The 24893-nt window shown below is 64.8% G+C and carries 20 protein-coding genes; 2 read left to right on the top strand and 18 right to left on the bottom strand.

Features of this window, described 5'->3' with window-relative positions; genetic code table 11:
- Window positions 1–53: 53 nt before the first annotated feature.
- The 16 genes from fabZ to XH89_RS18175 all read right to left on the bottom strand — a co-directional run bounded on the left by fabZ (window position 54) and on the right by XH89_RS18175 (window position 21038).
- Window positions 54–515 (bottom strand): 3-hydroxyacyl-ACP dehydratase FabZ, encoded by a 462-nt coding sequence (gene fabZ, locus XH89_RS18250; protein WP_194468304.1) that lies wholly within the window; start codon window positions 513–515, stop codon window positions 54–56.
- Complete coding sequence (gene lpxD / locus XH89_RS18245; protein WP_194468303.1) at window positions 512–1579, bottom strand: UDP-3-O-(3-hydroxymyristoyl)glucosamine N-acyltransferase; 1068 nt, start codon at window positions 1577–1579, stop codon at window positions 512–514. The genes fabZ and lpxD overlap by 4 nt, the downstream gene beginning before the upstream one ends.
- A 149-nt stretch (window positions 1580–1728) precedes the next feature.
- Complete coding sequence (gene bamA, locus XH89_RS18240; RefSeq protein WP_194468302.1) at window positions 1729–4266, bottom strand: outer membrane protein assembly factor BamA; 2538 nt, start codon at window positions 4264–4266, stop codon at window positions 1729–1731.
- Window positions 4267–4440: 174 nt separating this feature from the next.
- On the bottom strand, window positions 4441–5592 hold the full coding sequence (rseP, locus tag XH89_RS18235; protein ID WP_194468301.1) for an RIP metalloprotease RseP: 1152 nt from the start codon (window positions 5590–5592) through the stop codon (window positions 4441–4443).
- A 44-nt stretch (window positions 5593–5636) separates the two neighbouring features.
- Window positions 5637–6860 carry a 1-deoxy-D-xylulose-5-phosphate reductoisomerase gene (gene dxr, locus XH89_RS18230; protein WP_194468300.1) on the bottom strand — a complete coding sequence of 408 codons (1224 nt, stop codon included), beginning with the start codon at window positions 6858–6860 and terminating at the stop codon, window positions 5637–5639.
- Window positions 6861–6864: 4 nt separating this feature from the next.
- On the bottom strand, window positions 6865–7707 hold the full coding sequence (locus XH89_RS18225; RefSeq protein WP_246767867.1) for a phosphatidate cytidylyltransferase: 843 nt from the start codon (window positions 7705–7707) through the stop codon (window positions 6865–6867).
- Window positions 7704–8462: an isoprenyl transferase gene (locus XH89_RS18220; protein WP_194468299.1), complete on the bottom strand. Its 759-nt coding sequence runs from the start codon at window positions 8460–8462 to the stop codon at window positions 7704–7706. Before XH89_RS18220 ends, XH89_RS18225 begins: the two co-directional genes overlap by 4 nt.
- A gap of 12 nt (window positions 8463–8474) precedes the next feature.
- Window positions 8475–9038: a ribosome recycling factor gene (gene frr / locus XH89_RS18215; RefSeq protein WP_128951567.1), complete on the bottom strand. Its 564-nt coding sequence runs from the start codon at window positions 9036–9038 to the stop codon at window positions 8475–8477.
- A gap of 66 nt (window positions 9039–9104) precedes the next feature.
- The gene (pyrH, locus tag XH89_RS18210; RefSeq protein WP_194468298.1) at window positions 9105–9821 is read right to left on the bottom strand and encodes a UMP kinase; all 717 of its coding nucleotides are present in this window, start codon (window positions 9819–9821) and stop codon (window positions 9105–9107) included.
- 60 nt (window positions 9822–9881) lie between these two features.
- Window positions 9882–10805, bottom strand: coding sequence for a translation elongation factor Ts (gene tsf / locus XH89_RS18205; RefSeq protein WP_194468297.1), 924 nt, complete (start codon window positions 10803–10805; stop codon window positions 9882–9884).
- 135 nt (window positions 10806–10940) lie between these two features.
- Window positions 10941–11936, bottom strand: coding sequence for a 30S ribosomal protein S2 (locus XH89_RS18200; RefSeq protein ID WP_194468296.1), 996 nt, complete (start codon window positions 11934–11936; stop codon window positions 10941–10943).
- 224 nt (window positions 11937–12160) lie between these two features.
- Window positions 12161–14743: a caspase family protein gene (locus XH89_RS18195; RefSeq protein ID WP_194468295.1), complete on the bottom strand. Its 2583-nt coding sequence runs from the start codon at window positions 14741–14743 to the stop codon at window positions 12161–12163.
- A gap of 178 nt (window positions 14744–14921) precedes the next feature.
- Entirely contained in the window at window positions 14922–15677 is a 756-nt protein-coding gene (locus XH89_RS18190; protein ID WP_194468294.1) for a carbonic anhydrase, read from the bottom strand.
- Window positions 15678–15737: 60 nt separating this feature from the next.
- On the bottom strand, window positions 15738–16265 hold the full coding sequence (locus tag XH89_RS18185; protein WP_246767866.1) for a DUF2846 domain-containing protein: 528 nt from the start codon (window positions 16263–16265) through the stop codon (window positions 15738–15740).
- Window positions 16266–16362: 97 nt separating this feature from the next.
- Window positions 16363–19866, bottom strand: a complete 3504-nt coding sequence (gene dnaE, locus XH89_RS18180; protein WP_194468532.1) for a DNA polymerase III subunit alpha — start codon at window positions 19864–19866, stop codon at window positions 16363–16365.
- Window positions 19867–20318: 452 nt separating this feature from the next.
- The gene (locus XH89_RS18175; protein ID WP_194468293.1) at window positions 20319–21038 is read right to left on the bottom strand and encodes an outer membrane protein; all 720 of its coding nucleotides are present in this window, start codon (window positions 21036–21038) and stop codon (window positions 20319–20321) included.
- A 342-nt stretch (window positions 21039–21380) separates the two neighbouring features.
- Here XH89_RS18175 and XH89_RS18170 point away from each other — a divergent pair, with 342 nt between their 5' ends.
- Window positions 21381–21608 (top strand): DUF3551 domain-containing protein, encoded by a 228-nt coding sequence (locus XH89_RS18170; RefSeq protein ID WP_246767893.1) that lies wholly within the window; start codon window positions 21381–21383, stop codon window positions 21606–21608.
- An 18-nt stretch (window positions 21609–21626) separates the two neighbouring features.
- On the opposite strand, the gene XH89_RS18165 is transcribed toward XH89_RS18170, so the two are convergent.
- Window positions 21627–22493, bottom strand: coding sequence for a transglutaminase-like domain-containing protein (locus XH89_RS18165; RefSeq protein ID WP_194468291.1), 867 nt, complete (start codon window positions 22491–22493; stop codon window positions 21627–21629).
- Window positions 22494–22623: 130 nt separating this feature from the next.
- Here XH89_RS18165 and XH89_RS18160 point away from each other — a divergent pair, with 130 nt between their 5' ends.
- The gene (locus XH89_RS18160; RefSeq protein WP_194468290.1) at window positions 22624–23880 is read left to right on the top strand and encodes a hypothetical protein; all 1257 of its coding nucleotides are present in this window, start codon (window positions 22624–22626) and stop codon (window positions 23878–23880) included.
- 14 nt (window positions 23881–23894) lie between these two features.
- Here the strand turns inward: XH89_RS18160 and XH89_RS18155 are convergent, their stop codons facing one another.
- Entirely contained in the window at window positions 23895–24827 is a 933-nt protein-coding gene (locus XH89_RS18155) for a dihydrodipicolinate synthase family protein (protein WP_194468289.1), read from the bottom strand.
- Between the last annotated feature and the right edge of the window lie 66 nt (window positions 24828–24893).

The following is a 24893-nucleotide window of genomic DNA, read 5'->3' as shown; positions in this document are numbered from 1 at the left end:
GCGCCGCTACATCAACGACTTCATCCAACACTTGAACGGGCAGCCCGCTGTCCTTAGTCGGTCAACATGGCTCCGACGTCGGCTTCGGCGACGATCTGACCGTTGACCTTGGCGTCACCGTGAAACCACCACATCGCCTTGCGCCGGCCGAGCGAGCGCATGTGATACTCGATGGTATCGCCTGGCAGCACCGGCTTGCGGAACTTGCACTTGTCGATGGTGAGGAAATACACCGCCCGCGGCTTCTCGGTGCCTTCGACCGACTTGATGCCGATGACGCCGGCGGTCTGCGCCATCGCCTCGATCATCATGACGCCGGGATAGACCGGACGTTCGGGGAAATGGCCCTGGAAGGCCGGCTCGTTGAAGGTGACGTTCTTGATGCCGATACCGCTGTAATCGGCCCGGATGTTGATCACCCGGTCGATCAGCAGCATCGGAAACCGGTGCGGCAGTGTCTGGAGGATCGCGTTGATATCCACCAGTTCGAACTTAACAGGAGATTCCTCAGTCATTCCCGTCCCTCATCCTTCGGATCGGTCTTGCTGTCGCGCACCAGACGCTCCACCGCGATGATCTCCTTGAACCATTGTTTGGTCGGCTTGGCGAAATGGCCGCCCCAGCGTCCCCCCGGCGGGATGTCGTCCTTGACCGCGCTCATCGCCGTCACCTGGGCTCCATCGCCGATCTTGAGGTGATTGTTGATGCCAACCTTCGCTCCCAGCGCCACGTTGTCGCCGATGGTCAGGCTGCCCGCGAGCCCGATCTGGGCCGCCAGCAGACAGTGCCGACCGATCGTCACATTGTGGCCGATCTGGACCTGATTGTCGATTTTGGTGCCCTCACCGATCACGGTATCGCGCAGGGAGCCGCGGTCGATGGTCGTGCCGGCACCTACCTCGACATCGTTCTGGATCAGCACCCGCCCCGTCTGCGGGACCTTCAGGTGGCCCTCAGGGCCGAAAAAGATGAAGCCGTAGCCGTCCTGGCCGATCGAGCAGCCGGGATGGATCAAGACATTGTTCCCGATCAGCGCGCACTGGATCACCGTGCGGGCGCCCACATTGCAGTCGCGGCCGATCTTGACGTTCGGGCCGATCACCGCGCCGACGCCGACCACCGTGCCGCTGCCGATCTCGGCATACGGGCCGATTACCGCGAGCGGATCGACGATGACGCCGTCCTCCAGACGGGCCGAGGGATCGATGATGGCCGACGGGGCGATACCGTCATTGCCGACCGAGGATTGCGGCCTGAGCGCATCGCCGTGCCATTCCCGGGCAATCCGGACGAAAGCGCGAAACGGCTGCGACGCCCGCAGCACCGCCACATGCGCGGGCACCTCCGCCTCGAAGCGCGGGCTCACCAGGCAGGCCCCGGCTCTGGTGGCCTTGAGCTCGCGCTTGTATTTGAGGTTGTCGAAGAAAGCCAAATGCATCGGGCCGGCTTCGTCGAGCGAAGCCAGACCCGTGATGACATGATCGCCCCTGGTCGGGTCGACCAGTTGCGCCTTGGTCAGCGCGGCAATGTCAGCCAGCGTTGAGGCCGGCGGTTTTGTGAAGAAGGTCGGCTGCGCCATTCCACCCCGTCGCGGTCCGGCTTCGGCATGAAGCGGCTCCGCCGCATCATGCCTTATCTCACGGATTGAGCACGATCTTTTTGGTCGCCGGCCCCAGGGAATTCCCGACGGGAATGCCGAGGCGGCCGGATCATGTCCTGCTGATCGAACTAGAACGTCGTGCCGCCGCCGAACCGGAACTCCTGCACGCGGTCATACTTGCCCTTGGTCAGCGGCACCGCGTAGTCGAAGCGCAGCGGTCCGAACGGCGAGGCCCAGATCAGGCCGACACCGACCGACGACCGGATGACCTTGCTGTCGTCGTAGATCAGGCCGGTACAGGTGCCAGGCGTGGCCGGGTTGGTCGTCGACGGCGTACAGGACGAGTTGGCCGGCGTGGTCGTTTCACCGGTCAGCGCCCACGTGGTCGGCCCCTTATAGTCATACAGGCCACCGGCGTCGGCATAGACGGCGCCCTTCAGGCCCACTTCCTTGGGCAGGAACCAGAACGGCATCTGCAATTCGAGCGAAGCGCCCCAATATTTGGTGCCGCCGAGCGCGTCCTGCGTGTCGTAGGGGTTGATGTCGCGCGGGCCGATGCCGTTCGGCGCGAAGCCGCGGACGAGGTTCGGCCCCATCTGGAAGTGATCCAGCATGCGCAGGTCGCTGTTGCCGACCTTGTTCAGGATACCGCCCTGAAGATGGACGAGGCCGACGAGGTCAGACACCAGCGACTGGTAGTACTTCGCGTCCGCGACGGTCTTCAGGTAGGAGACGTCGCCGCCGACGCCGGCGAAGTCCTGCTTGAAGTCGATCAGCAGGCCGTCGGTCGGGTTCTTGTTGTTGTCGAGCGTGTTGTAGGTCAGCGAGTAGCCGAGCGCCGAGGTCAGAGTCTTGCCGTTCGCCAGCTCCTTGCGGACCGGCAGCGAGGCTTCGCCGTCGCTGTAGCAGCCGAGGCCGTTGGTCGAAGTCAGGTCGATCGGCGGGGTCTGCGAGGCCGCAAAAGCCGGGCTCGGGTTGAAGGCCGAACCGGCAACGTTGTTACAGTTCGCCAGGTAGGACGGCAGCGAGATTTCCTGCTGGTAGATCGAGTAGCGCAGCTGCAGCGCCAGATCTTCGCGCAAGGAGAAGCCGAGACGCGGCGAGAAGCCCAGCGTCTTGGTGCCGTAGGAGATGTAGCTGTTGGACAGCTGCTGGCGCTGATAGAGGTCGAGGCCCAGCGCGACGCGGTAGTCGAGCAGATACGGCTCCACGAACGAGAGCGAATAGCCGCGGGCGTACTGGCCGTAGGTGACCGACGCCTTGGCGAACAGGCCGCGGCCAAGCAGGTTGCGCTCGGAGACCGAGACTTCGGCGAGCGCACCGTCGGTGGTGGAGTAACCGCCCGAGATCGAGAAGTCGCCGGTCGATTTCTCTTCGAGGTCGACGATCAGAACCACGCGGTCGCTCGATGAGCCCGGTTCGGTCGTGATCTTCACGGTCTTGAAGTAGTCGAGGTTCTTCAGGCGGCGTTCGGCGCGGTCGACCAGCGCACGGTTGTAGGCGTCGCCCTCGGAGATGTCGAACTCGCGGCGGATCACGTAGTCGCGCGTGCGGGAGTTACCGCGGATGTTGATGCGCTCGATATAGGTGCGCGGACCCTCGTCGATATTGAAGACGACGGAGACGGTGTGCGCATCGAAATTGCGGTCGCCGCCCGGACGCACCACCGCGAAGGCGTAGCCGCGGCGCGAGGCCTCGATCTGCATCTCCTCGACCGACTTCTCGACCGATTCGACGTTGTAGAGCGAGCCGATATTGACCCGCGAGAAGCTGCGCAGCGAGCTCGCGTCGAAGTTCGGGATGCTGGTGCGGAAATCGACGGTCCCGACGCGATACTGCGCGCCCTCCTCGATCTTGAAGGTGACGTTGAAGCCCTTCTTGTCCGGATCGTATTCGGTGAGCGCGGCGACGACCTGAACGTCGGCGAAGCCGTTCTTCAGGTAGAAACGGCGAATCAGGTCGCGGTCGGCCTCGACGCGATCCGGATCGTAGATGTCGCCGCTCGAGAGGAAGCTGAGCAGATTCGATTCGTGCGTCTTGATGACGTCCCGGAGGCGATAGGACGAGAACGCGTTGTTGCCGATGAACTCGATCGACTTGACGCCGGTCTTGGCGCCCTCGTTGATCGTGAAGACGAGATCGACGCGGTTGTTCGGCTGCTCGATGATCTCGGGCACGACGGTCACGTCATAGCGGCCGGAGCGGCGATAGATCTCGGCGATTCGCAGCGTGTCCGACTGCACCATGGCGCGGGAGAAGGTGCCGCGTGCCTTGGACTGGACTTCGGCGGTGAGCTGCTCGTCCTTGATCTTCTTGTTGCCCTCGAAGGCGATGCGACCGATCACCGGGTTTTCCACCACGGAGACGACGAGCTGGCCGCCGGCGCCGCGGTTGATCTTCACGTCCTGGAACAGGCCGGTCTCGATCAGCGCCTTGAGGCCGTCATCGATGGCGCCCTGATCGAGGCGGCCACCGGGGCCAGGCTTGAAATAGGAGCGGATCGTCTCCACCTCGACGCGGCGATTTCCTTCGACGGAAATCGACTGCACGGTCTGAGCGAGCGCAGACGAAGACACCAAAACAGCCCCAACCGGGGCAACCACCGGCGCGCCGAACATGATCAGGGTTGCGAGCAAGCCCCCCCGGAGTCGCAGTCCAAACTTCATGCGCAACGCGCCCTTATCAACTTACCAGACCCAACCCCAAAGCCGGTCTGGGAGATTCCCCAAGTTCTAGCCGCTTGTAGCCAATTTCCCCGACGCCGCAAACGGCCGAGCGCGCCGTAATTTCAATTTCGTTCCAAGACGTTGCCCAACAGCAACGCCACAAAAAAGCCCCTATCAGGACCCCGGCAATCGCAGGATGTCGTTATAGGCTGAGAACACCATCAGCATCAGCACCAATGCCAGCCCGATTCGGAACCCGATCTCCTGCGTCCGCTCGGACAGCGGACGACCGCGGACCACTTCCGCCGAATAGAACATAAGGTGACCGCCATCCAGCAGCGGGATCGGGAACAGGTTCAACAGGCCGATCGAGACCGACAGAACGGCGCAGAGGTTGATCAGGAACTGCAATCCGGCGTTGGCCGCCTGCCCCGACATCTTTGCGATGCCGATGACGCCGCTGACCTCGCTTGGATTGCCGGCCCCCGTGAACAGCGAGCCCAGGAACTTGAAGGTGCTGGTGATGATGAACCAGACCTGCTCAACCCCGATCTTGAGCGCCTCGCCAACGCCAACCGGCGCGGTCGAGACCTCGCCCGCCTGGGACTTGTGTTCGACGCCGAGCACGCCGACCTTGTGGCTGTTGCCGAACGGATCCTTGCGCTCGAGCAGCGCCGGCGTCGCCGTCAGCGACACCACCGCGCCATCGCGCTTCACCTGGAAAACCAGAGCTGAACCGGCGCTCGTCGCGACGATTCGCTGCATGTCGGCAAAGCTCTCGATCGGCTTGCCGTCGATCTCAACGACGACGTCGCCGATCTTGAAGCCGGCGGCGGCTGCCGCGCCCTCGGCGACGACGCCGTCCACGCGCGCGATCGTGCTCGGCTTGCCGTAATACAGGGCCATGCCCGCGAAAATCAGGGCGCCGAGGATGAAATTGGCGACCGGACCGGCTGCGACGATGGCCGCACGCGGACCGACCTTCTTGTGGTGGAAGCTGCCGGCGCGCTCCTCGGCCGTCATGGCCGCGAGGCTCTCGGCCGATGGCGTAGAGGCCTCGCTCTCGTCACCGAAGAACTTGACGTAGCCGCCAAGCGGGATCGCCGAGATCTTCCAGCGGGTGCCGTGACGGTCGTTGAAGCCAACAAGCTCAGGCCCGAAGCCGAGCGAAAAGGTTAACACCCGCACGCCGGCCCAACGCGCGACCAGAAAATGGCCGAGCTCGTGGAAGAACACGACGATGGTCAGGACGAACAGGAAAGGGACCACGTAACCGAGGAGCCCATGGCTCAACGTATTGAAACTATGGGTAAAAAAGTCGATCATCGAATTCCCTCATCCAGCGCCGCAAGGCCCTGGCACCGAACCATCTAGGATGCCTTTAAGGCAATTTGAGGCAATAGGGCGGCAGCTTTATTTCGCGAAACATGGTCAACGTTTATTGCATCATCCGCTGACGTCATCGGGCCGTGGTTCCCGCCCCGGATCCAGTCCTCGAGCGTCGCCTCGACCAGCCGGGCAATCGCGCCGAACCGGATCTTGCCGGCGATGAAGGCTGCGACCGCGACCTCGTTGGCGGCATTGTAGACCGTGGTCGCCCCCTTCCCGTGCCGGAGCGAATCGAAGGCCAGGCGCAGCCCGGGGAACCGCTCGAAATCGGGCGCCTCGAAGGTCAGCTGACCGATCTTGGCGAGATCGAGCTTGGCCGCCGGTCCCGTGATCCGGTCGGGCCAGCCCAGGCAATGGGCGATCGGGGTGCGCATGTCGGGCGAGCCGAGCTGGGCCACCACGGAGCGATCGGAGAACTCGACCATACCGTGGATGATCGACTGCGGATGCACCAGAACGTCGATCTCGTCCGGCGAAAGCGCGAACAGATAGGACGCCTCGATCACCTCGAGCCCCTTGTTCATCATCGAGGCGGAATCGATCGTGATCTTCTGGCCCATGCTCCAGTTCGGATGCTTCAGGGCTTGCTCGAGCGTCGCCTGCTCGATGTCGGTGCTCTTCCAGGTCCGGAACGGGCCGCCCGATGCGGTGATGATGACGCGAACCAATTCGTCGCGATTGCCCGATGCCAGCGCCTGAAACAACGCGTTGTGCTCGGAATCGGCAGGCAGGATGCAGGCGCCCGCCTTCGCCGCGCGTTGCATGAAGAAATCCCCGGCGCAAACCAGGCATTCCTTGTTGGCGAGCGCGACATGCGCGCCGCGATCGACCGCAGCCAGCGCCGGCTTCAATCCGGCTGCGCCGCTCACAGCGGCCATCACCCAATCGGCCGGACGCGCGCCGGCTTCGATGACCGCGCTTTCGCCGGCGCCGCATTCGGTGTCCGTGCCCGCGAGTGCGGCCTTCAGATCGGCGAGCTTGGTGCTGTCCGCGATCGCGACGAAGCGCGCGGAAAATTCCTTCGCGAGCTTGGCCAGCGCGTCGACATTGCTGTTCGCGGTCAAGGCTTCGACGCGATAGCGCTCGGGCGACGCGCGCAGCAGATCCATCGTGCTGTCACCGATCGAGCCGGTGGCGCCGAGGACCGTGACGCTGCGAATGTCGGACGCAGCAAGCTTGTTGTTACGCAAAGGGACTGCGCTCATATCCTCACCAAACCATAAGACCGCTTCCGGCGCTATGCACACCATGGCGGAGAAAGCCGATCATCCATGCCACCAGGATGGCGGCGACAAAGCCGTCCAGGCGGTCCAGAAGCCCGCCATGGCCAGGAATTAAGTGACTGGAATCCTTGACGCCGAAGCGTCTTTTCACCGCGGATTCGAACAGATCGCCAGCCTGCGATACCACCGACAGGATGGCGCTGACGAGCAGCAGCGGAACTGCCTTTCCGATACCGAAGGCTGCAAACCCCGATGCAACCGCAAGGCTTGCTGCAAAGCCGCCGACCGCGCCGGCCCAGGTCTTCTTGGGGCTAACGCGCGGCCACAGCTTCGGTCCGCCGATGCTGCGGCCGGCGAAATAGCCGCCGATATCGGTCGCCCACACCACCAGCAGCACGAACATCAACGCGGCGAAACCGTTGACCAGATCCTTCCGCACCAGGATCGAGGCCAGCAGCGCCGCAGCTGCATAGGCAAATCCGGTCGCGGCCCACATGAACTTGCCGCGCGCGATCAGCGTGACGATCGCGCCGCCGACGCAGCCGACGACAACAGCGGTCTTGAGCGCGCCGGCGGCAACGCACAAGCCCATCATGGCGATGACGATCGTCCCTGCCCCGGTCAATGCGGTCGAGCCAGCTCCGACCACCATGAGCCATTCCGCGAACAGCCCGATCGACACCAGCGTCACGAGAAGTGCCCACGGCCAGCCCCCGACATAAGCGAGCACGATGGTGAGCGGTGCCAGCACCAGCGCTGCGAGCACGCGCATCACCAGATTGCTCGGGGCAGGCCTGGCGCCCGCCGGTGCGGCGTCGGGTTCGCTCACGAGGCTGATTTCGCGACCAGACCGCCGAAACGGCGCTCGCGCCTGGCGAATTCGGCGATCGCGCTTTCGAGTGCAGCCTTGTCGAAATCGGGCCAGTGCACCGGCACGAACACGAGCTCGCTATAGGCGGCCTGCCACATCAGGAAATTGGACAGGCGCTGCTCGCCGCTGGTGCGGATGATGAGATCGGGATCGGGAATGTCGGGCGCATCGAGATGGGCGCCGAGCGTATCGGCGTCGATCGTGTCAGGATCGCGCTTGCCGTCCGCGACTTCGCGCGCGAGCTTCCGCGCCGCTTTCGCGATCTCCTGCCGCGAGCCGTAGTTGAAGGCGACCACCAGCGTGAGGCGGGTGTTGTCGCGCGTCAGTTCCTCGGCCTCGTTGAGCAGCGCGCAGATGTCGCCCTCCAGCCCTTCGCGCTCGCCGATGATGCGCACCTTGACGCCGTCGCGATGCAGGCTCGCGAGATCGTTGCGGATGAAACGCCTGAGCAGACCGAAGAGATCGCCAATCTCGCTCGCCGGGCGCGACCAGTTCTCGGAACTGAACGAAAAGATGGTGAGATAGCGGATGCCGAGCTCATGCGAGGCACGCACCACACGGCGCAGCGCCTCCACGCCGCGGCGATGCCCCTCCGCGCGCGGCAGTCCGCGCGCGGCCGCCCAGCGCCCGTTGCCATCCATGATGATGGCGACATGCGCAGGCGCGTCGGACCGGTCGGGTCCTTCAGTTGCAGGCGCGGCGGCGTTGGGCATGGAAAAGAAGCCTTAGACGGTGAGGATTTCTTTTTCCTTGGCGGCCAGCAGCTGGTCGATCTCGGTGATGGTGCCGTCGGTGGCCTTCTGCACCTCGTCGGCGTGACGCTTCTGATCGTCCTCCGACATCTCGTGATTCTTCTCGAGCTTCTTGAGGACGTCCAGACCGTCGCGGCGGACGTGGCGCGCGGCGACCTTGGCGGCTTCGGCATATTTGTGCGCCACCTTGACGAGCTCCTTGCGGCGCTCCTCGTTGAGCTCGGGGATGCGCAGGCGCAGCACCTGGCCTTCGGTTGCCGGCGACAGGCCGAGATTGGAATCGACGATCGCCTTCTCCACCGCCTTGACCATCGACTTGTCCCAGACCTGCACCGAGATCAGGCGCGGCTCCGGCACGCTGACGGTGGCGAGCTGGTTGAGGGGCATGTGACTGCCATAGGCGTCGACCTGCACCGGATCGAGCATCGAGGCCGATGCGCGGCCGGTCCGCAGGCCGCCAAGCTCGTGCTTGAGCGAGGCGACCGCGCCCTGCATGCGGCGCTTCACTTCGTTGAGGTCGAAATTACCCGTGGCCATAACGTTTCTCCTTCAATAACCCGGCGACCTCACCGCGCCCTTCCTTGGGGCGCGCCAGATGAGCCGTCAGCCGGCGACGATCGTCCCGTGGCCGGCGCCGCGCAGAATCGCGCCGATCGACCCCGGCTCGGCGATCGAAAATACGATGATAGGCAGCGACGTCTCGCGGGCAAGTGCGAAGGCGGTCGCATCCATCACCTTGTAGCCGCCCTCGATCGCCTGCGAATGCGTCAGCCGGTCGAAGCGCGTGGCGGACGGATCCTTCTTCGGATCGGCCGAGTAGACGCCGTCGACATTGGTCGCCTTCAGCACCGCCTCGGCGCCGATCTCGGCGGCGCGAAGCACCGCCGTCGTGTCCGTGGTGAAGAACGGATTGCCGGTTCCACCGCCGAGCAGCAGGATCCGGCCCTCAGCCAGGTATTTGTGCGCCGCGGTGCGGGTGAACAGCTCGGAAACCTCGGGCATGACGAAGGCCGAGAGCGCCCTCGCCGGCGCGCCCTTGCGCTCGATCGTGGCTTCGAGCGCCAGGCAGTTCATCATGGTGGCAAGCATGCCCATGGTGTCGCCGGTCGGGCGCGACACGCCGCGCGAGGAGACCTCGACCCCGCGGAAGATGTTGCCGCCGCCGATCACCACCGCAACCTCGCATCCGAGCTGGCGGGCGGCGATCAGATCGTCCGCAACCCGGTCCATGGTCGGCTGATCGATGCCGAAACCCTGCTGTCCCGCGAGATACTCGCCGGACAGCTTGATCACGACGCGACGATAGACCGGATCAGTCATGAGCACTTCCCTTGTCCGGGCGCCGCTTCCGGCGGCACGCCGGAAGGAGTGTTCCGGCGCTTACTTCTTGCCGCTGGCCGCCGCGACCTCGGCCGCGAAGTCCGATTCCTGCTTCTCGATGCCCTCACCGAGAGCATAGCGCACGAAGCCGGCGATCTTCACGGGACCACCGACCTTGCCTTCGGCCTCCTTCACCGCCTGCGCCACCGACTTGCCGGTGTCGTGGATGAAGGCCTGCTCGAGCAGGCAGACTTCCTTGTAGTAGGTCTTCAGGCCGGACTCGACGATCTTCTCGATCACGTTCTCCGGCTTGCCCTGCTGGCGATATTTGTCGGCCAACACGTCCTTCTCACGCTTCACGACCGCCGGATCGAGGCCGGTCGGGTCGAGCGCGAGCGGGTTGGCGGCCGCGACATGCATCGCGAGCTGGCGACCGAGCGCGGCGAGCTCGTCGGCCTTGCCGGACGATTCCAACGCCACGAGCACGCCCATCTTGCCGGCGCCGTCGATGACCGCACCGTGGACATAGCTCGACACCACGCCCTGGCTTACTTCCAGCGAGGCCGCGCGGCGCAGCGTCATGTTCTCGCCGATGGTGGCGATCGCATCGTTGATCGCGGTTTCCACCGTGACGTCGCCCACCTTGGCGGCCTTGATCTTCTCGACGTCGGCGCCAGTGTCGAAGGCGACCTGGGCAACAATCTTGACCAGCCCCTGGAACTGGCCGTTGCGCGCGACGAAGTCGGTCTCGGAGTTGACCTCGACCACGACGCCCTTGTTGGCCTTGGTGAGCGCGCCGATGAGGCCCTCGGCGGCGACGCGACCCGACTTCTTGGCGGCCTTCGACAGGCCCTTCTTGCGCAGCCAGTCCTGCGCCGCTTCCATGTTGCCGTCGTTTTCGGTCAGCGCGGCCTTGCAGTCCATCATGCCTGCGCCGGTGGACTCGCGCAGATCCTTGACCATCGCAGCAGTGATCGTTGCCATTTGAAAATCCTTCTTGCCTGCCGGTTTGCCGCGGCGTGGCACCCAATTGCCCCGCCGCGGTCCATCTCAGGAATTCGCGTCAACAGAATGAAATGGCGGCCGGATCCAATCCGGCCAACGCATCGCTCGTCTTGACTATTCCGCTTCCGCGGTCAGCGCCTTGGCCTTGGCGACCCAGGCATCCGCGCGGCTCGGCAGACCGACTTCTTCGCCGATCGTGTGCGCGGTGTCGTGGTCGAGTTCGGCGAGCTGCCAGTAGTGGAAGATGCCGAGGTCGTTGAACTTCTTCTCGATCGCACCCGACACGCCCGGGAGCTTCTTGAGGTCGTCGGCGGTGCCGCGGGGACCGGCAAGGCCCTGGAAGCCGCTCGAAGACGCAGCCGGCAGCTCTTCGGCGACCGGACGAACCGAAGCGCCGATGTCGATCCCGGAATCACCCTGGGCGCGCGAGATGCCGTCGATCGCGGCACGCGCGATCAGGTCGCAATAGAGCGAGATCGCGCGACCGGCGTCGTCATTGCCCGGCACCACATAGGTGATGCCCTTCGGATCGGAATTGGTGTCGACGATCGCGGCGACCGGGATGTTGAGCCGCTGGGCTTCCTGGATCGCGATGTCTTCCTTGTTGGTGTCGATCACGAAGATCATGTCGGGCAGGCCGCCCATGTCCTTGATGCCACCGAGCGAGCGGTCGAGCTTATCGCGCTCGCGCTGGAGCGTCAGGCGCTCCTTCTTGGTGTAGGAATTGGCTTCGCCGCCGGCCAGCACTTCGTCGAGGTGACGCAGACGCTTGATCGAGGCCGAGATCGTCTTCCAGTTGGTCAGCGTGCCGCCAAGCCAGCGCGAATTGACGAAGTACTGCGCACAGCGCTTGGCAGCGTCCGCGACGCCGTCCTGTGCCTGGCGCTTGGTGCCGACGAACAGGATGCGGCCGCCCTTGGCAACCGTGTCGCTGACGGCCTGAAGGGCCGTGTGCAGCATCGGCACGGTCTGGGCGAGGTCGACGATGTGGATGTTGTTACGGGTACCGAAAATGAACGGAGCCATTTTCGGATTCCAGCGGTGCGACTGGTGACCAAAGTGCACGCCAGCTTCGAGCAGCTGACGCATAGTGAAATCGGGCAGTGCCATCGTTCTAATTCTCCGGTTGGTTCCTCCGGAAGCGTGTGAGCAAAACGGAGCGTTGTCGCCCCGGCTGCCACCGGACGGCCTTTTGAGCCATGCTTCCGTGTGAGATGGCGCGCTATATAGCGCCATTTCGGCCAGAAGCAAGGAAATAAGGGCCCTCCGGAGGGTGTTTTGGCACCCTCCTCCGCGCTACCCGCCTTTCAGGCCCCCGCTCCGGGGCGCGATACCTAGCACCTCGGCTGGTTGGGCGGGCATTTTTTCGCCGCTGGCGGCGGCGCAGGCGGCCGCGGCGGCGGGGCCGGCGGTCGCGGGGGCGCAACCGCGACCCGCGGCGGAGGCGGTGGCGCCGGGCGAGCCATGGGCGGCGGCGGCGCGGGCCGGGCAGCAGCCACAGGCGGCCGAGGCGGCGGTGGCGGCGCAGCCATCCGAGGCGGAGGCGCAGCCATCCTGGGCGGCGGCGGAGGTGTCGGTCTTGCGACCGCCTGGGGGTGCGGCGGTGGCGGTGGCGGCGGCCTTGTGACCTGCGCGGGGGGCGGTGTTGCAGGCCGCAGGCTCTGCGGCTTGATCGGCTCCCGCGTAGCGACCGGCGGAGAAGGCTGCGTCGGCTTCCCGTTGGTCACGTTCGTCGTGGTCACGCCCGGCTTGCCTGTCGGGGTCAGCTTGGTCTCGCCGGGCTTTACCGGCGCAATGGCCGTATTGGCGGGATTGGCCGTATTGGCATGCTCCGGGAAGTTCGGACGCGTTGCTCCGGTAGGCGGCGCATTTGACGGTGTCGTCTGTGGTGTAAGCTTGGCGTTGGCAGGCTGCGAGCTGCTGCCGGGTTTGGTGGTTGCGCCGCCGACGGGGTTCGTCGAGGACGTCGACGAAGACGTGCCCGTGGCCGCCGTTCCCGTCTGCGGCGCGCCCTTGATTGCGGGCGCGGTCTGGCCGGGCACGGGCAAGGAGTGGCCGGCTGGCGCACCGGCCTTCGTATCCGCTGTGCTCGGCGCGGTAGCCGTCACCGGACTGGTGGTCTTGCCTCCGGCCGTGGGTGCAACTGCGCTGCCGGTGACCGGCGCGCCGGGCGCTCCCGTCTTCGTCGTGGCATTGCCGGTTAAGGGAGCGCCGGCCGGACTTCCCGCAGCAGCGTTGCCGGTCGGCGTCGTGACTTGGCTCCTTGTCTTGAAGGCTGCCGCGCCGGCCTTCGTTGTCGGATCGACCGAAACCGTATTGGGGACCGGAGCCTTGTTGTCGCGAATCAAGGCCGCCTTTTGAACCACGGTCGGCGGCACAGCCGTCGTTGCCCCGGCAGGCTTTCCGGACGCTGCCACGGTCGCGTTGATGGCTGGATCACTCACCGCCGCTGCCGGTGCCGGTGCCGGCGCCTGGTTGATCACGTTGTTGATGATCGTGGTGTTATGGATGTTGTTGAAGATGATGTTGTTCGGCGGCGGCGCAACATAGACCGGAGGGCTGTAGAACGCCGGAATCGGCACGAACACCGGCTGCGGCAGCACGAACAGGCCGACCACGGGCAGCGGCGGCGGCAGCACCACGAAATCCGGCGGCGGCGGCGGGCAGAAATAGACCGGCGGCGGCGGTGGCGGCACGAAGTCGAACACGGGATCGCTGAAATACAGCACGGGGCGGTCGACATAGACGATCTCCTCCGGCGGCGGCGGCGGCACATCATAGTCCATCATCGCGAAAGTCGGCGGCGGCTCGAGCGGCGCGGTCAGGATCGCGAGCCGGCGCCTGGCATCGCCGGCATGCGGCCCGTGCGGATAGCGGCGCAGATACGACCAATAGGCGTCCGGCGTATCGGCGCGATAGGTCCGCCGCCAGGTGATCGCCTCGCGGCGCGCGGCCACGATCGCCATCACGCGCCTGGCCAAGGGATCGCCGGGATAGGCAGCGAGAAAGTCCTCATAGGCCGGCAGCGTGTCGCGCTCGAGCGCGGCCGCATAGGCGTCCTGCACACTGAGATCGCGGATCGGCTTGTTGCGGATCGCGGCAACCTGATCGGGCGCGGCCTGCGGCGGCGGGGCGTCTGGGGCACGCTCGAAGAAAGCGAATTGCGCGCTGATCTTCTGATCGTCCCACGGCACCTGCGCGCCCTTGGAGCTCTCATTGACGCGCAGGCGGACACGGTCGAACACCTCCGGCAGCGACAGCCCGCCGGTACGGATCATCTCGGCAAGCGACTGTGCATAGATGCCGTAGGGCCCCTGCTCTTCCGGCGCCACCGTGCCCGGCGCGGCGTTGAAGGCGATCAGCATGTTCGGATCGGGCTCGACTAGCGCCAGCCCACTGGCGATCGGCTGCTGGCCGCCCTCGATGAAGGGTTGCGCCCGTGCTGCGTCGAGCACGACGATGTTGGCCTTGAGTGGGATTGCGGCGAGCTGGCGGGTATAATCGCTGATGCGCAGCGCCTCGGTCGGAATGTCGGTGTCACGCGCGATGCTGGAATCGACCGGGATGAAATAGTTCTCGCCGGCAAGCTGCACACCATAGCCGGCAAGATAGATCATCGCGACGGTGCCGGGGCCCGAGGCCTGCGCCTTCTGGATGAAGTCGCGAAGGCTCTTGCGCAACGTGTCGCCGTCCAGATCGCGTGCGCCGACCACGTCGAAGCCCGCCGCCTGCAGCGTCTGCGCGATCAGGCCGGCGTCGTTGGCGGTGGTCGCCAGCGGCGCCTTGGCATAGGCGCCGTTGCCAACCACGAGCGCGATACGCTTTTCCTGCTGCTGCGCGCGCGCCGGAGCAATCAGACCTGCAGCAAGCAGGGTCGGTAAAAGGAAGCAGATGAAAACCTTGTGTGTCCCGCGCATGGCTGGCTTGCCCGTTATTGTTGTTGAGTGTCCACCACGCATGAGACGCGCGGCCGGCTGAACGGCAGTTGAACGAAAGGCTCGGATTGAGGCGACGGCGTGGCGCCCGCCCAAGCTCGCCGTCTTGCGTCAGCCCTACGTAAGCTTCAGTCTCTGCAAGCTTCAGTCTCCGTAAACCTCAGCCTTGCGCGATCAGATCCACCGTTCCGGTGCTGAGCCGGTAGATGCCGCCGACGACCTTCAGCTTGCCCTGGTCCACGGCTGGATTGAGGATCGGCGCGGCCGACTTCAGCTTCGCGACATTGTCGATCACGTTCTGCCGGATCGCCTTGTCCAGCACCTCCCCGCCCTTTTGCATCGCGGCCTTGGCGGCCGGCGCGATCGCATCGACCAGCGAGGGAATGTGTCCCGGCGGCGGCTTGTCGTCCTTGATCGCCTTCAGTGTCGCATCGACCGCGCCGCAAGCATCGTGGCCGAGCACGAGGATCAGCGGCGCGTTGAGCACGGCGACCGCATATTCCATGCTGGCGATGGTTTCGGTGCCGGCAAAATTGCCGGCAACGCGGCAGACGAAGAGATCTCCGCGCCCCGTATCGAAGGCGTATTCCGGGGCAATGCGGGAATCGGCGCAGCTCAGCACCGCCGCGAACGGATTCTGCCCGCCCGCCAGCGCCTCGCGCTCATGTTTGAAATCGTGGCGCCGCGTCACGCCGTCGACATAGCGCGCATTGCCGTCCATCAGCCGCTTCAACGCCGCATCTGGCGACAGCACGTTCTGCGGCTTGGGCGGCGGCTTGGTTTCCTTGGCGAGCGCTGCGCCGGCGAAAGCCAGTCCGAGCGCGGAGACAGTCAAATGAACGAAGGACCTCCGCGAAGACACGATGCCGATGTTGCGGTCTTGTACGTTGCGGTCTTGGACGCAATTCTCGCACATGATTTGATCCTCCCTCGCGGGGCCGCCTTTATCGATGCAGCGGCGATCGGGCCGCGCATCTTAGTCCACGGCCTGCAATTCGGCGAGCTTCGTTCGCGCGGTCGCCTCGTCCAGCGCGACAAGCTCGCCCGGCCCACGATTGGTTTCACCTGCCGTCGCGACGGAAACGACCGCAAGCCCCGCAAGGCCGCCTAGGATCGCTCCCCCCGTCGTGGCATCGTGTCGGGCACTGCTCTTGATGAGGTAGAAATGTGTCCGGCCGGATTCCATCACGATCTCTCGCTTGGTATCGCCGGGAAACAATGCCTCGGTTAGCAAAACCTCGTGCCGTCCGGCGGGACGATCGGCGTAGGCGTATTTCCCGGCGACGACTGTCCCGAGCGGCGCACCATCGAGTTTCACCTGGCAGCCGCAGATAGCCATGCTCAGGCCCTGCCGCTTGTCTTGCAAGAACACCACCCGCGACTCCCCCGCGCGCGGAGGCCCCACCTTTCGTGACACGGTAGCAAAATCGGTTCCGACCTGATCGCTGACACAGCCTGTCAGCATGGCACCAACGGCCAACAACACGCCCAATCGCAGCATCATGTACCCCACCCATTCCCCGGGGATGGATGCTAGCCAAAATCGGCGTCAGGTTGCAACAGCAACCCGACGTTGACGGCGCGATTTGCCTGGAACAGCGCTAGATCTGCTGCACGTCCACCACGCCCGCCACGGCCTTGATGGCGCCGGCGATCTGGGGCGAGACCTTGAAGCGGCCGGGCAGCTTCATCTCGACCTCGGTCTCGAGGTCGAGCATCATCACCAGCGAAACCTCGCCGTCGCCATTCGAGCGCGGCGCGATGCCGGGACTGCCGATCCTCGGCGCGGCACCGTTCGCGCCCGCGCCTTCCGGTCCGGCCAGGCGCTTGGCGATCGAATCCAGCGGCTTGGTATCGCGCACGAAGATGCGCAGGCCCTTCTGCGTCTTGGCCGCGGCGTCATCCAGCGGTTCGGCGTGCAGCACGCGAGCTCGGACGTCCTCGCCCTGCAATTCGGCGCCCAGCTGAAGCAGCACGGCCGCGGCCGGCTCCAGCACATCGCGATATTGCGCAAGGCCCTCGGAGAACAGCACCGCCTCGAAATGGCCCGTGGGATCGGACAGTCCCATGATGCCCATCTTGTTGCCGGTCTTGGTCCGCCGCTCCATACGCGACACCACTGTCGCCGCGACCTTGCCGGCGGTGGCGCCGGTCTTCACCGCGCGCGAGAATTCCGCCCATGACTGCACCCGCAGCCGCTTCAGCACGGTGGCGTAGTCGTCGAGCGGATGGCCCGACAGGAAGAAACCGACGGCATCGTATTCGCGGCGGAGTTTTTCGGCCGGGAGCCACGGCTCGATCTGCGGCAGCATGATGGTCGGCGCATCCGCCGACATGCCGAACATGTCGTTCTGGCCAATCGTCTCGGCCTGATGCGCGCGCTGGCACGCCGCCAGGATCGAGTCGGCCCCGGCGAAGACCCGCGCCCTGTTCGGCTCCAGCGAGTCAAAAGCGCCGGCGGCAGCAAGGCTTTCGATGATGCGCTTGTTGATCGCACGCGGATTGACGCGCGCGGCGAAGTCGGCGAGCGAGGTGAACAGCCCGCGCTTGGTCCGCTCCTCGATGATCTGGTCGATGGCCTGGATGCCCACGCCCTTCAGCGCGGCGAGCGCGTAGTAGATCGTCTTCTCGCCGACCTCGAAGGTCGCGCCCGAGCGGTTGATGTTCGGTGGCTCGACCTTGATGCCGAGGCGCTGCGCCTCGGAGCGGAATTCGGAAAGCTTGTCGGTGTTGTTGAGATCGAGCGTCATGGACGCTGCGATGAACTCCACCGGGTAATGCGCCTTCATATAGGCGGTGTGGTAGGACACCAGCGCATAGGCCGCCGCGTGGCTCTTGTTGAAGCCGTAGTCGGCGAACTTGGCGAGCAGTTCGAAGATGGTCTCGGCCTGCCCCTTCGGCACGCCGTTCTTCACCGCGCCGGCGACGAAGATGTCGCGCTGCTTGTCCATCTCGGCGCGGATCTTCTTGCCCATGGCGCGGCGCAAGAGGTCGGCGTCGCCGAGCGAATAGCCCGACATCACCTGCGCGATCTGCATCACCTGTTCCTGGTAGATGATGACGCCGAACGTCTCCTTCAGAATCGGCTCCAGCACCGGATGCAGATATTCCGGCTCCTCGTCGCCATGCTTGCGCGCGCAATAGGTCGGAATGTTCGCCATCGGGCCCGGTCGGTACAGCGCGACCAGCGCGATGATGTCCTCGAACCGGTCAGGCCGCATGTCGACCAGCGCGCGCCGCATGCCCTGGCTTTCAACCTGGAACACGCCGACCACCTCGCCGCGCGCCAGCATCTGGTAGCTCTCGGCATCGTCGATCGGCAGCGTGGCGAGATCGACATGGATGTCGCGCGGCTTGAGCAGCTTGCAGGCGACGTCGAGCACGGTCAGCGTCTTCAGGCCGAGGAAGTCGAACTTCACGAGGCCCGCTGGCTCGACCCATTTCATGTTGAACTGGGTCACCGGCATGTCGGATTTCGGATCGCGGTAGAGCGGCACGAGCTCGCTCAAGGGGCGATCGCCGATCACGATGCCGGCCGCATGCGTCGAGGCGTGCCGCGTCAGGCCTTCGAGGCGCTGGGCGATGTCGAAGGCGCGCGCCACGATCGGATCCTCATCGCGGAACGCCTGCAGTTTTGGCTCGCTCTCGATCGCGGCCGCGAGCGTGACGGGTGCCGCCGGATTCTGCGGCACCAGTTTGGTCAGCTTGTCGACCTGGCCATAGGGCATTTGCAGCACGCGGCCGACGTCGCGCAGCACGCCGCGCGCCTGCAGCGTACCGAAGGTGATGATCTGCGCGACCTGGTCGCGGCCATAGCGTTCCTGGACGTACCTGATCACCTCGCCGCGGCGGTCCTGGCAGAAGTCGATGTCGAAGTCCGGCATCGAGACGCGCTCGGGATTGAGGAAGCGCTCGAACAGCAGGCCGAACTTGATCGGGTCGAGGTCGGTGATGGTCAGCGCCCAAGCCACCAGCGAGCCTGCGCCCGAGCCGCGGCCCGGTCCGACCGGGATGCCCTGGCTCTTCGCCCATTTGATGAAGTCCGACACGATCAGGAAGTAGCCCGCGTACTTCATGCGCATGATGACGTCGAGCTCGAACGCCAGGCGCTTGTTGTAGTCCTCCTCGCTCGTGCCCTGCGACAGGCCGTGCACGCGCAGGCGGTTGGTGAGCCCCTCCTCCGCCTGCCGCTTCAATTCAGCCGCCTCGACCGCGGCCGCATCGGAGCTGCCGGCAGCGCCGACGGTGAAGAACGGCAGGATCGGCTTGCGCGTCAGCGGGCGGAACGAGCAGCGCTCGGCGATCTCGACGGTGGACGCCAGCGCCTCGGGAATGTCGGCGAACAGCACCGCCATCTCGGCGCGGGTCTTGAAGCGGTGATCGGGCGTGAGCTGGACGCGATCGGTCTCCGCGATCAGCCGGCCGCCGGCAATGCAAAGCAGCGCGTCATGCGCCTCATAATCGTCGGTCGATGCGAAATACGGCTCGTTCGTCGCGACCAGCGGCAGGCCTTTCGCATAGGCGATGTCGATCAGCCCGCTCTCGATCCGCCGTTCCTTGTCGATGTTGTGGCGCTGCAATTCGATGTAGAGGCGGTCGCCGAACAGACCGGCAAGACGCTCGCAGCGCGCGGCCGCAATCTCGGTCTGGCCGCTCGCAAGCGCGAGCGAGATCGGTCCGTCCGGGCCGCCGGTCAGCGCGATCAGGCCTTCGGTCTCGCCGTCGAACCAATCGAACTTGATGAACGGCGCATGGCTGTCGGGCGTTTCGAGGAAGGCCCGCGAATTCAGCCGCATCAGGCTGCGATAGCCGCGCTCCTGCGCGGCCAGCAGCACGACGCGCGAGGGCGGCAGCGCGTTGCGCGCATTGGGATCCTGGTCGCCGAAATCGACCGCCAGTTCCAGGCCGACGATCGGCTGGATGCCGGAGCCGGCCATCTTGTCGGAGAATTCGAGCGCGCCGAACAGATTGTCGGTGTCGGTCAGCGCCAGCGCCGGCTGGTGGTCCTTCTTCGCAAGCTCGGCGAGCTTGGCGATCTTGATCGAGCCCTTGAGCAGCGAATAGGCCGAGTGAACGTGAAGGTGGACAAATCCGGCGCTCGGCATGGTCGCGTGACGGCCTCTTGCAGGTGGGTTGGAGCGGTCGCCGGCCGTCGAGGCATCCTGCACTGACCCGGCCGACTCGCCTCACAATGGTGGGGGCTCGCCGCGCCAGAGTCCACGCTGGAGCGGCCGCTTCGCCGCCTCATCCCGCTTTTCCCCAAGGCGGTCAGCAAGGGGCGCCCGTCAGAGCTGCGGAATGACCTGGGCCCAGATCGCGATCATCCCGACGAACAGTGCGATCGAGGTCAGTGCAGCGGCTTCTTCGACGAAAATCCTGAACATGGCTTGCTCCATCCCTAGAACGTATGCAGAACATTGTTCTCATTTCGTTCCAGGGAGTCAAGCGATCTCAGCCGCTTCAAAATGAAATGGTTAACTCACTGAATTCAAATAACAAAAAAGCCCCGGCGCAAGGCCGGGGCTTTCGACGACCGCTCTGATTAGAGGGGCTGTTCTCAGTACTTGGCGATGATCGGGCCGCCGAACTTGTAGTTCAGGCGGACGAGACCCATGTCGACGTCCTGACGGACGCGGTCGGTCTGGAAGCCGGCGAAGGTGATGTCCTTGTCCGACAGGAAGATGTGGTTGTACTCGACGCCAACCGACCAGTTCGGAGCGAAGCCGAACTCGAGGCCCGCACCGATGGTGCCGCCCCAACGGGTGTCGCTGACCGAAGCGAAGGTCGCGCCGGCAGCACGCAGCTCGTTCTTGGTGCCGACCACAGCCGCACCGCCCTTGGCGTAGACCAGGACGTTGTTCCAGGCGTAGCCGATCTGACCGGTGATCAGACCGAACGAATCGATCTTGGAGCGATCGGTGAAGCCGGTGAGGCCGCTGACGTTGTCGCCGGAGAAGTCGGCCCAGTTGCCCTGGCCTTCCACGCCGAACACCCACTGCCCGGACTGCCAGCGATAGCCGACCTGGCCACCGACCGTGCCGCCGGTCGCGTTGTGCGAGCCTTCACCGCCAACCACCGGAGCAAGCTGATCCCAGGTCGTGTGAGCCGAAGCGCCACCGCCGTTGATGCCGATGTAGAAGCCGCTCCAGTCATAGACCGTGGCGATCATCGCAGGCGCCTTGGTGTAAGGACGCGCAGCGAGGTCAGCAGCCAGCGCCGGCGCAGTCGCGCTGAGCGCGACGAGGCTCACGGCAGCAAGCAACAAATTCTTGTTCATTTGATTCCCGTTCCAGTTTCGTCGTTAGGCCCCCGGGCCGAGGCGACGTCTTAGCAGTGATCGCCGGAATTGCTGTAACCTCGACGCAACAGTTCGCGCCAAAGGGCCCGATTTCATGAACGAGTGTTTAGTATCGCGTGCGCGGAAACCCTTTGAAACAAGAGTTTTCTGCGATTCCAATGTCCGCTGCATGCTCTATATCGCGAGCGCGCGGTACAACGTCGCGCGCACGATTGTGTGATTGGAGAATCGAAGATGCGCGCATCGTTTCCTCTCCCCATTGTCGCCACATTCTCGCTCGCCTTCGCCACATTTGTCCGCATCGCGATCGGAACGCTGCTGATGCTGATGGGCGTAGCCGCAGATGCGCAGACCTATGATCCGGACTATCCGGTCTGCATGCAGATCTACGGTCCCGTCGGCTATCTCGACTGCCGCTACGGCTCGCTGGACCAGTGCAAGTTTCTCGCCGTTGGCCGCTCCGCGAGCTGCATCGTGAACCCGTATTTCACGCAGAAGGCGCCGGCAGTTCCTCACCGGTCGCGGCGCCTCGATCACGGCGAAGGCTGATAGCGCGCGCCTGCGCTCTCATTGCCACGGTGGAACGCGCAACGACGGCGCGATCTCGACGGCCCTCACCTCGCCGAGGCGCGCAAGGTCATCACAGAGCGACAGGGCTGAAGCGTCCAGCCCAAGATGCGGCTCGCGTGCGGCGCGCCACGTATCCCATGGCGAGGTCTCGTTCTTGGCCAGCGCGAGCAGATCGCGCGCAAGGTTGACGCGCGCAAAGAACAGACCGGTCGTCGTTCCGTGCCCGAGCTGCCCGGGATCCATGGCGCCGGATCGGCAGCGTTGCCACGCCTCGATGCCGGTGATGAACGCCGTGCGCGGCACGTCGGTGGGCTCGAAATCGAACGCGAGAAGGGTGCGGTGCGCATCGTCGAGCTCGGCGTCGACCAGAACCCACCGCTGCTCTCCTCGCGCCCAATATTCGCACACCCAGTGATCGTGATAGGGGTGGCCGGTGAAGTACGTGCCGAAACCGCAGCGGACACGGGCGGGCACGCCGCGCTGGCGCAGAACCGCGCACAACATCAACGCAAAGTCCCGGCAAGTCGCCAGAGCTCTCGACTCGCCTGGACGAGCGACCGCCAGCGGTCTCGGGTCGATCGCCAGAAGCTGATCCAGGCGTTTGGACACCGGCAACGTGGCACGGCTCTGCCCGGCAAACGTAGCCGGATCGAACCCCTGCCGCTCGATCCATGCCTCGTGGATCAGCAGGCCGTGCAAAATGCGACACAACGCCGGAATATCCAGCGGCAAGTCGCTGATCAAACCGGCATGAGCGCCGGGATCGCTCAACGCGCTGTGGCCGGCGTAATCGTCGAAAATCGCAAATTCACGCATTCGGAGCCCGTCGGCAAAGCCTGATGAATCAGTCGCGAACGTCTCCATGGAGAAGATGCTCTCGGCCCGTTGATACAATAACCTCGCGGCGCTCAAGCGTGCCACTAAAAGTTGTGCCTGCTGCGATCATCCTGTAACGTCATGCCGTCTCCTGCATCGCGTCCGGTCTGCTCATTTCATGCTCGCCCGCATCTTGCTCCTCGTGACCTCGCTGACGATCCCTGGCGCATTGCGTGCAGAGCAGACAGCGGCCGAGAAAGCGGGATTTGCCTCCACGCTGACGATCTATCTTGCCAAGGGAGCACCCGACTCCTGCGGACCGGGTTGTGACCGATGGATCGCCATCGAGGGCGAGATCGACGGCAATGCGGCGCCCCGCATTCGCCGCTTCCTCGCCGGCGTCAAGGACACGCAGCGTCCGATCTATTTGTATTCGCCCGGTGGCAATGTCGAGCAGTCCTATGTCATCGGGCGGCTGCTCCGCGGCCGCAAGTCGATCGCGCGGGTCGGCCGGACCCTGGTGACGGCCTGCGCCGCAGACGCGCAGGTGGACGCGGCCTGCCTGAAGACGAAGAACGCGGGCGGCGAGATCGACGCCGAGCTCACCACCTATCATGCGATGTGCAACTCGGCCTGCGCATACGTGTTTCTCGGCGCGACATCGCGCGAGGTCGCGCCCGACGCCGCACTGGCGGTGCATAATTCCAGGCTCGTGCTCGCCATTCGCGGCAATCCACCCCCGGCGTTGATCGCCGAGCTCAAGCAGCGCCGGACGGCCGCAGCCGATCACGATCGAACCGCCTATATCGTGGCGATGGGGACCAGCCGCGAGCTCGATGACCTGATCCGCACCGTGAAGTTCGAAAACCTGCACATGCTGACGCGCGCCGAGCTCTACCGCTTCGGTGTCGACACGCGTCCCCTTGCCGAGACGATGTGGCGGCTGGAGAAAGCCACGCGGCCCTATCTCAGCAAATTCGCAACGCTGAAGAACGAGAACGCGCCCTCCTTCCGGACGATGGAATGGCGTCTGTACTGCGACAACAAAAATCGCGTGCCGCTGATGTTCGCAGCCGAGGTCGACGAGGCGGCGGTTGGCAAACGCTCGATCATGATGACGGCGGACGCCGCGCCCAGCGAGGAAGCCGGCGGATTTGCGGTCCGGACAGGCAAATACGAAATGTGGAGCGGCTCGCTCGATTTCGGCACGTTCAGGGCGATCATGGCGTCCCGCTCCCTGCACGTCCGGGAGATCACGCGCAAGCCGGACGAAACGGCGGACACGACGAAGTTCGACATCGACGCCAGCGGCCTGCCGTCGGCGTGGACGCAGCTCGCGGCATCATGCCCAGCAACGACGCCCGCGCCAAAGAGCCCCTGGCCCGCGCCCGAGCAGAAGGTCAACGCAACGCCTTCGGCTGCGCCGTCGCCTTGAGCGGCCTCGCCCGCTCAGCGCGCCGCCGCGATCTTCGCGCGGAACGACTCCTGCCCCTCGACGATCTTGTCGATCAGCGCATCCAGCGCCCAGAACCGCTCTCTGATGTCGAAATCGACCGCCCGGCTCTCGATGCAGGAAAAGGTGCCGAGCCGCTGGTGATAGAGCTTTGCCAGTTTCGGATAGCCCATCGGCTCCGCCATCGCGGCAAGCGCTAGATACACCGAAAGCTCGTTCGCTAGCGCCGGATGCTTGTGGTGGCGCGTCAGCAGCCATTTGTAGAGATCGGGGTGGAAATTCGTGAACACGCCGGTGAAGCCGGGAGCCCCCGACTTCATCGCATCGAAGGCGATCGCCGCATTGGCATTGACGATGGTGAGCGGCGAGCCCCTCGTCAGCCTGACCCGGCGCTGCACGGTCAGAAGATCACAGGAGACGTCCTTGAGGATCGCAAAGCGCCCGCTGTCGGCGCAAAAGGCCAGCTCATCATCGGAAAGGAGCCGGCGGAACGGCGCCGGGCATTCATAGAGACCGAGCGTCATGTCCCTGGGCAGCTGGTCGAGCAGCCAGGTCAGATTGTCGGCGAACGCAGTCCCCGTCGCATTGATGGAGGCAAGGCGATTGGTCACCAGCACCAATCCGTCGACGCCCGTCTTGGCGATGGACGAGAGCTCGGTGAGCTGGTCCTCCCTAGAGTCGCTGATATGGCCTGAGGCGATGACCGGAAGCCGGCCGGCTGCGGTCTTCGCGACAAAACGGGCCAGCGCGACACGCTCGTCCAGCGTCAGGAACTGCATCTCGCTCGATTGGGCAACCGCAAACAACGCGTCGGCACCGCCGGCGATATACCATTCGATCAGCCGTTCGAGGCCGGCATAGTCGATCGTGTTCGCTTCGGTGAACGGCGTCAGCATCACGGGAATGATGCCCTTGAGGGCGATGGTCACAGGCAGGCTCCAAACAATGGCTAATGGTGCCGACGAACCTACTCTGAAACTTCCTCATTTCGCAAA

The sequence above is a fragment of the Bradyrhizobium sp. CCBAU 53340 genome (assembly GCF_015291645.1).
GTDB lineage: Bacteria > Pseudomonadota > Alphaproteobacteria > Rhizobiales > Xanthobacteraceae > Bradyrhizobium.
The sequence above is the reverse complement of the archived record's forward strand: the minus strand, read 5'-3'. Positions and strand labels throughout refer to the sequence as shown.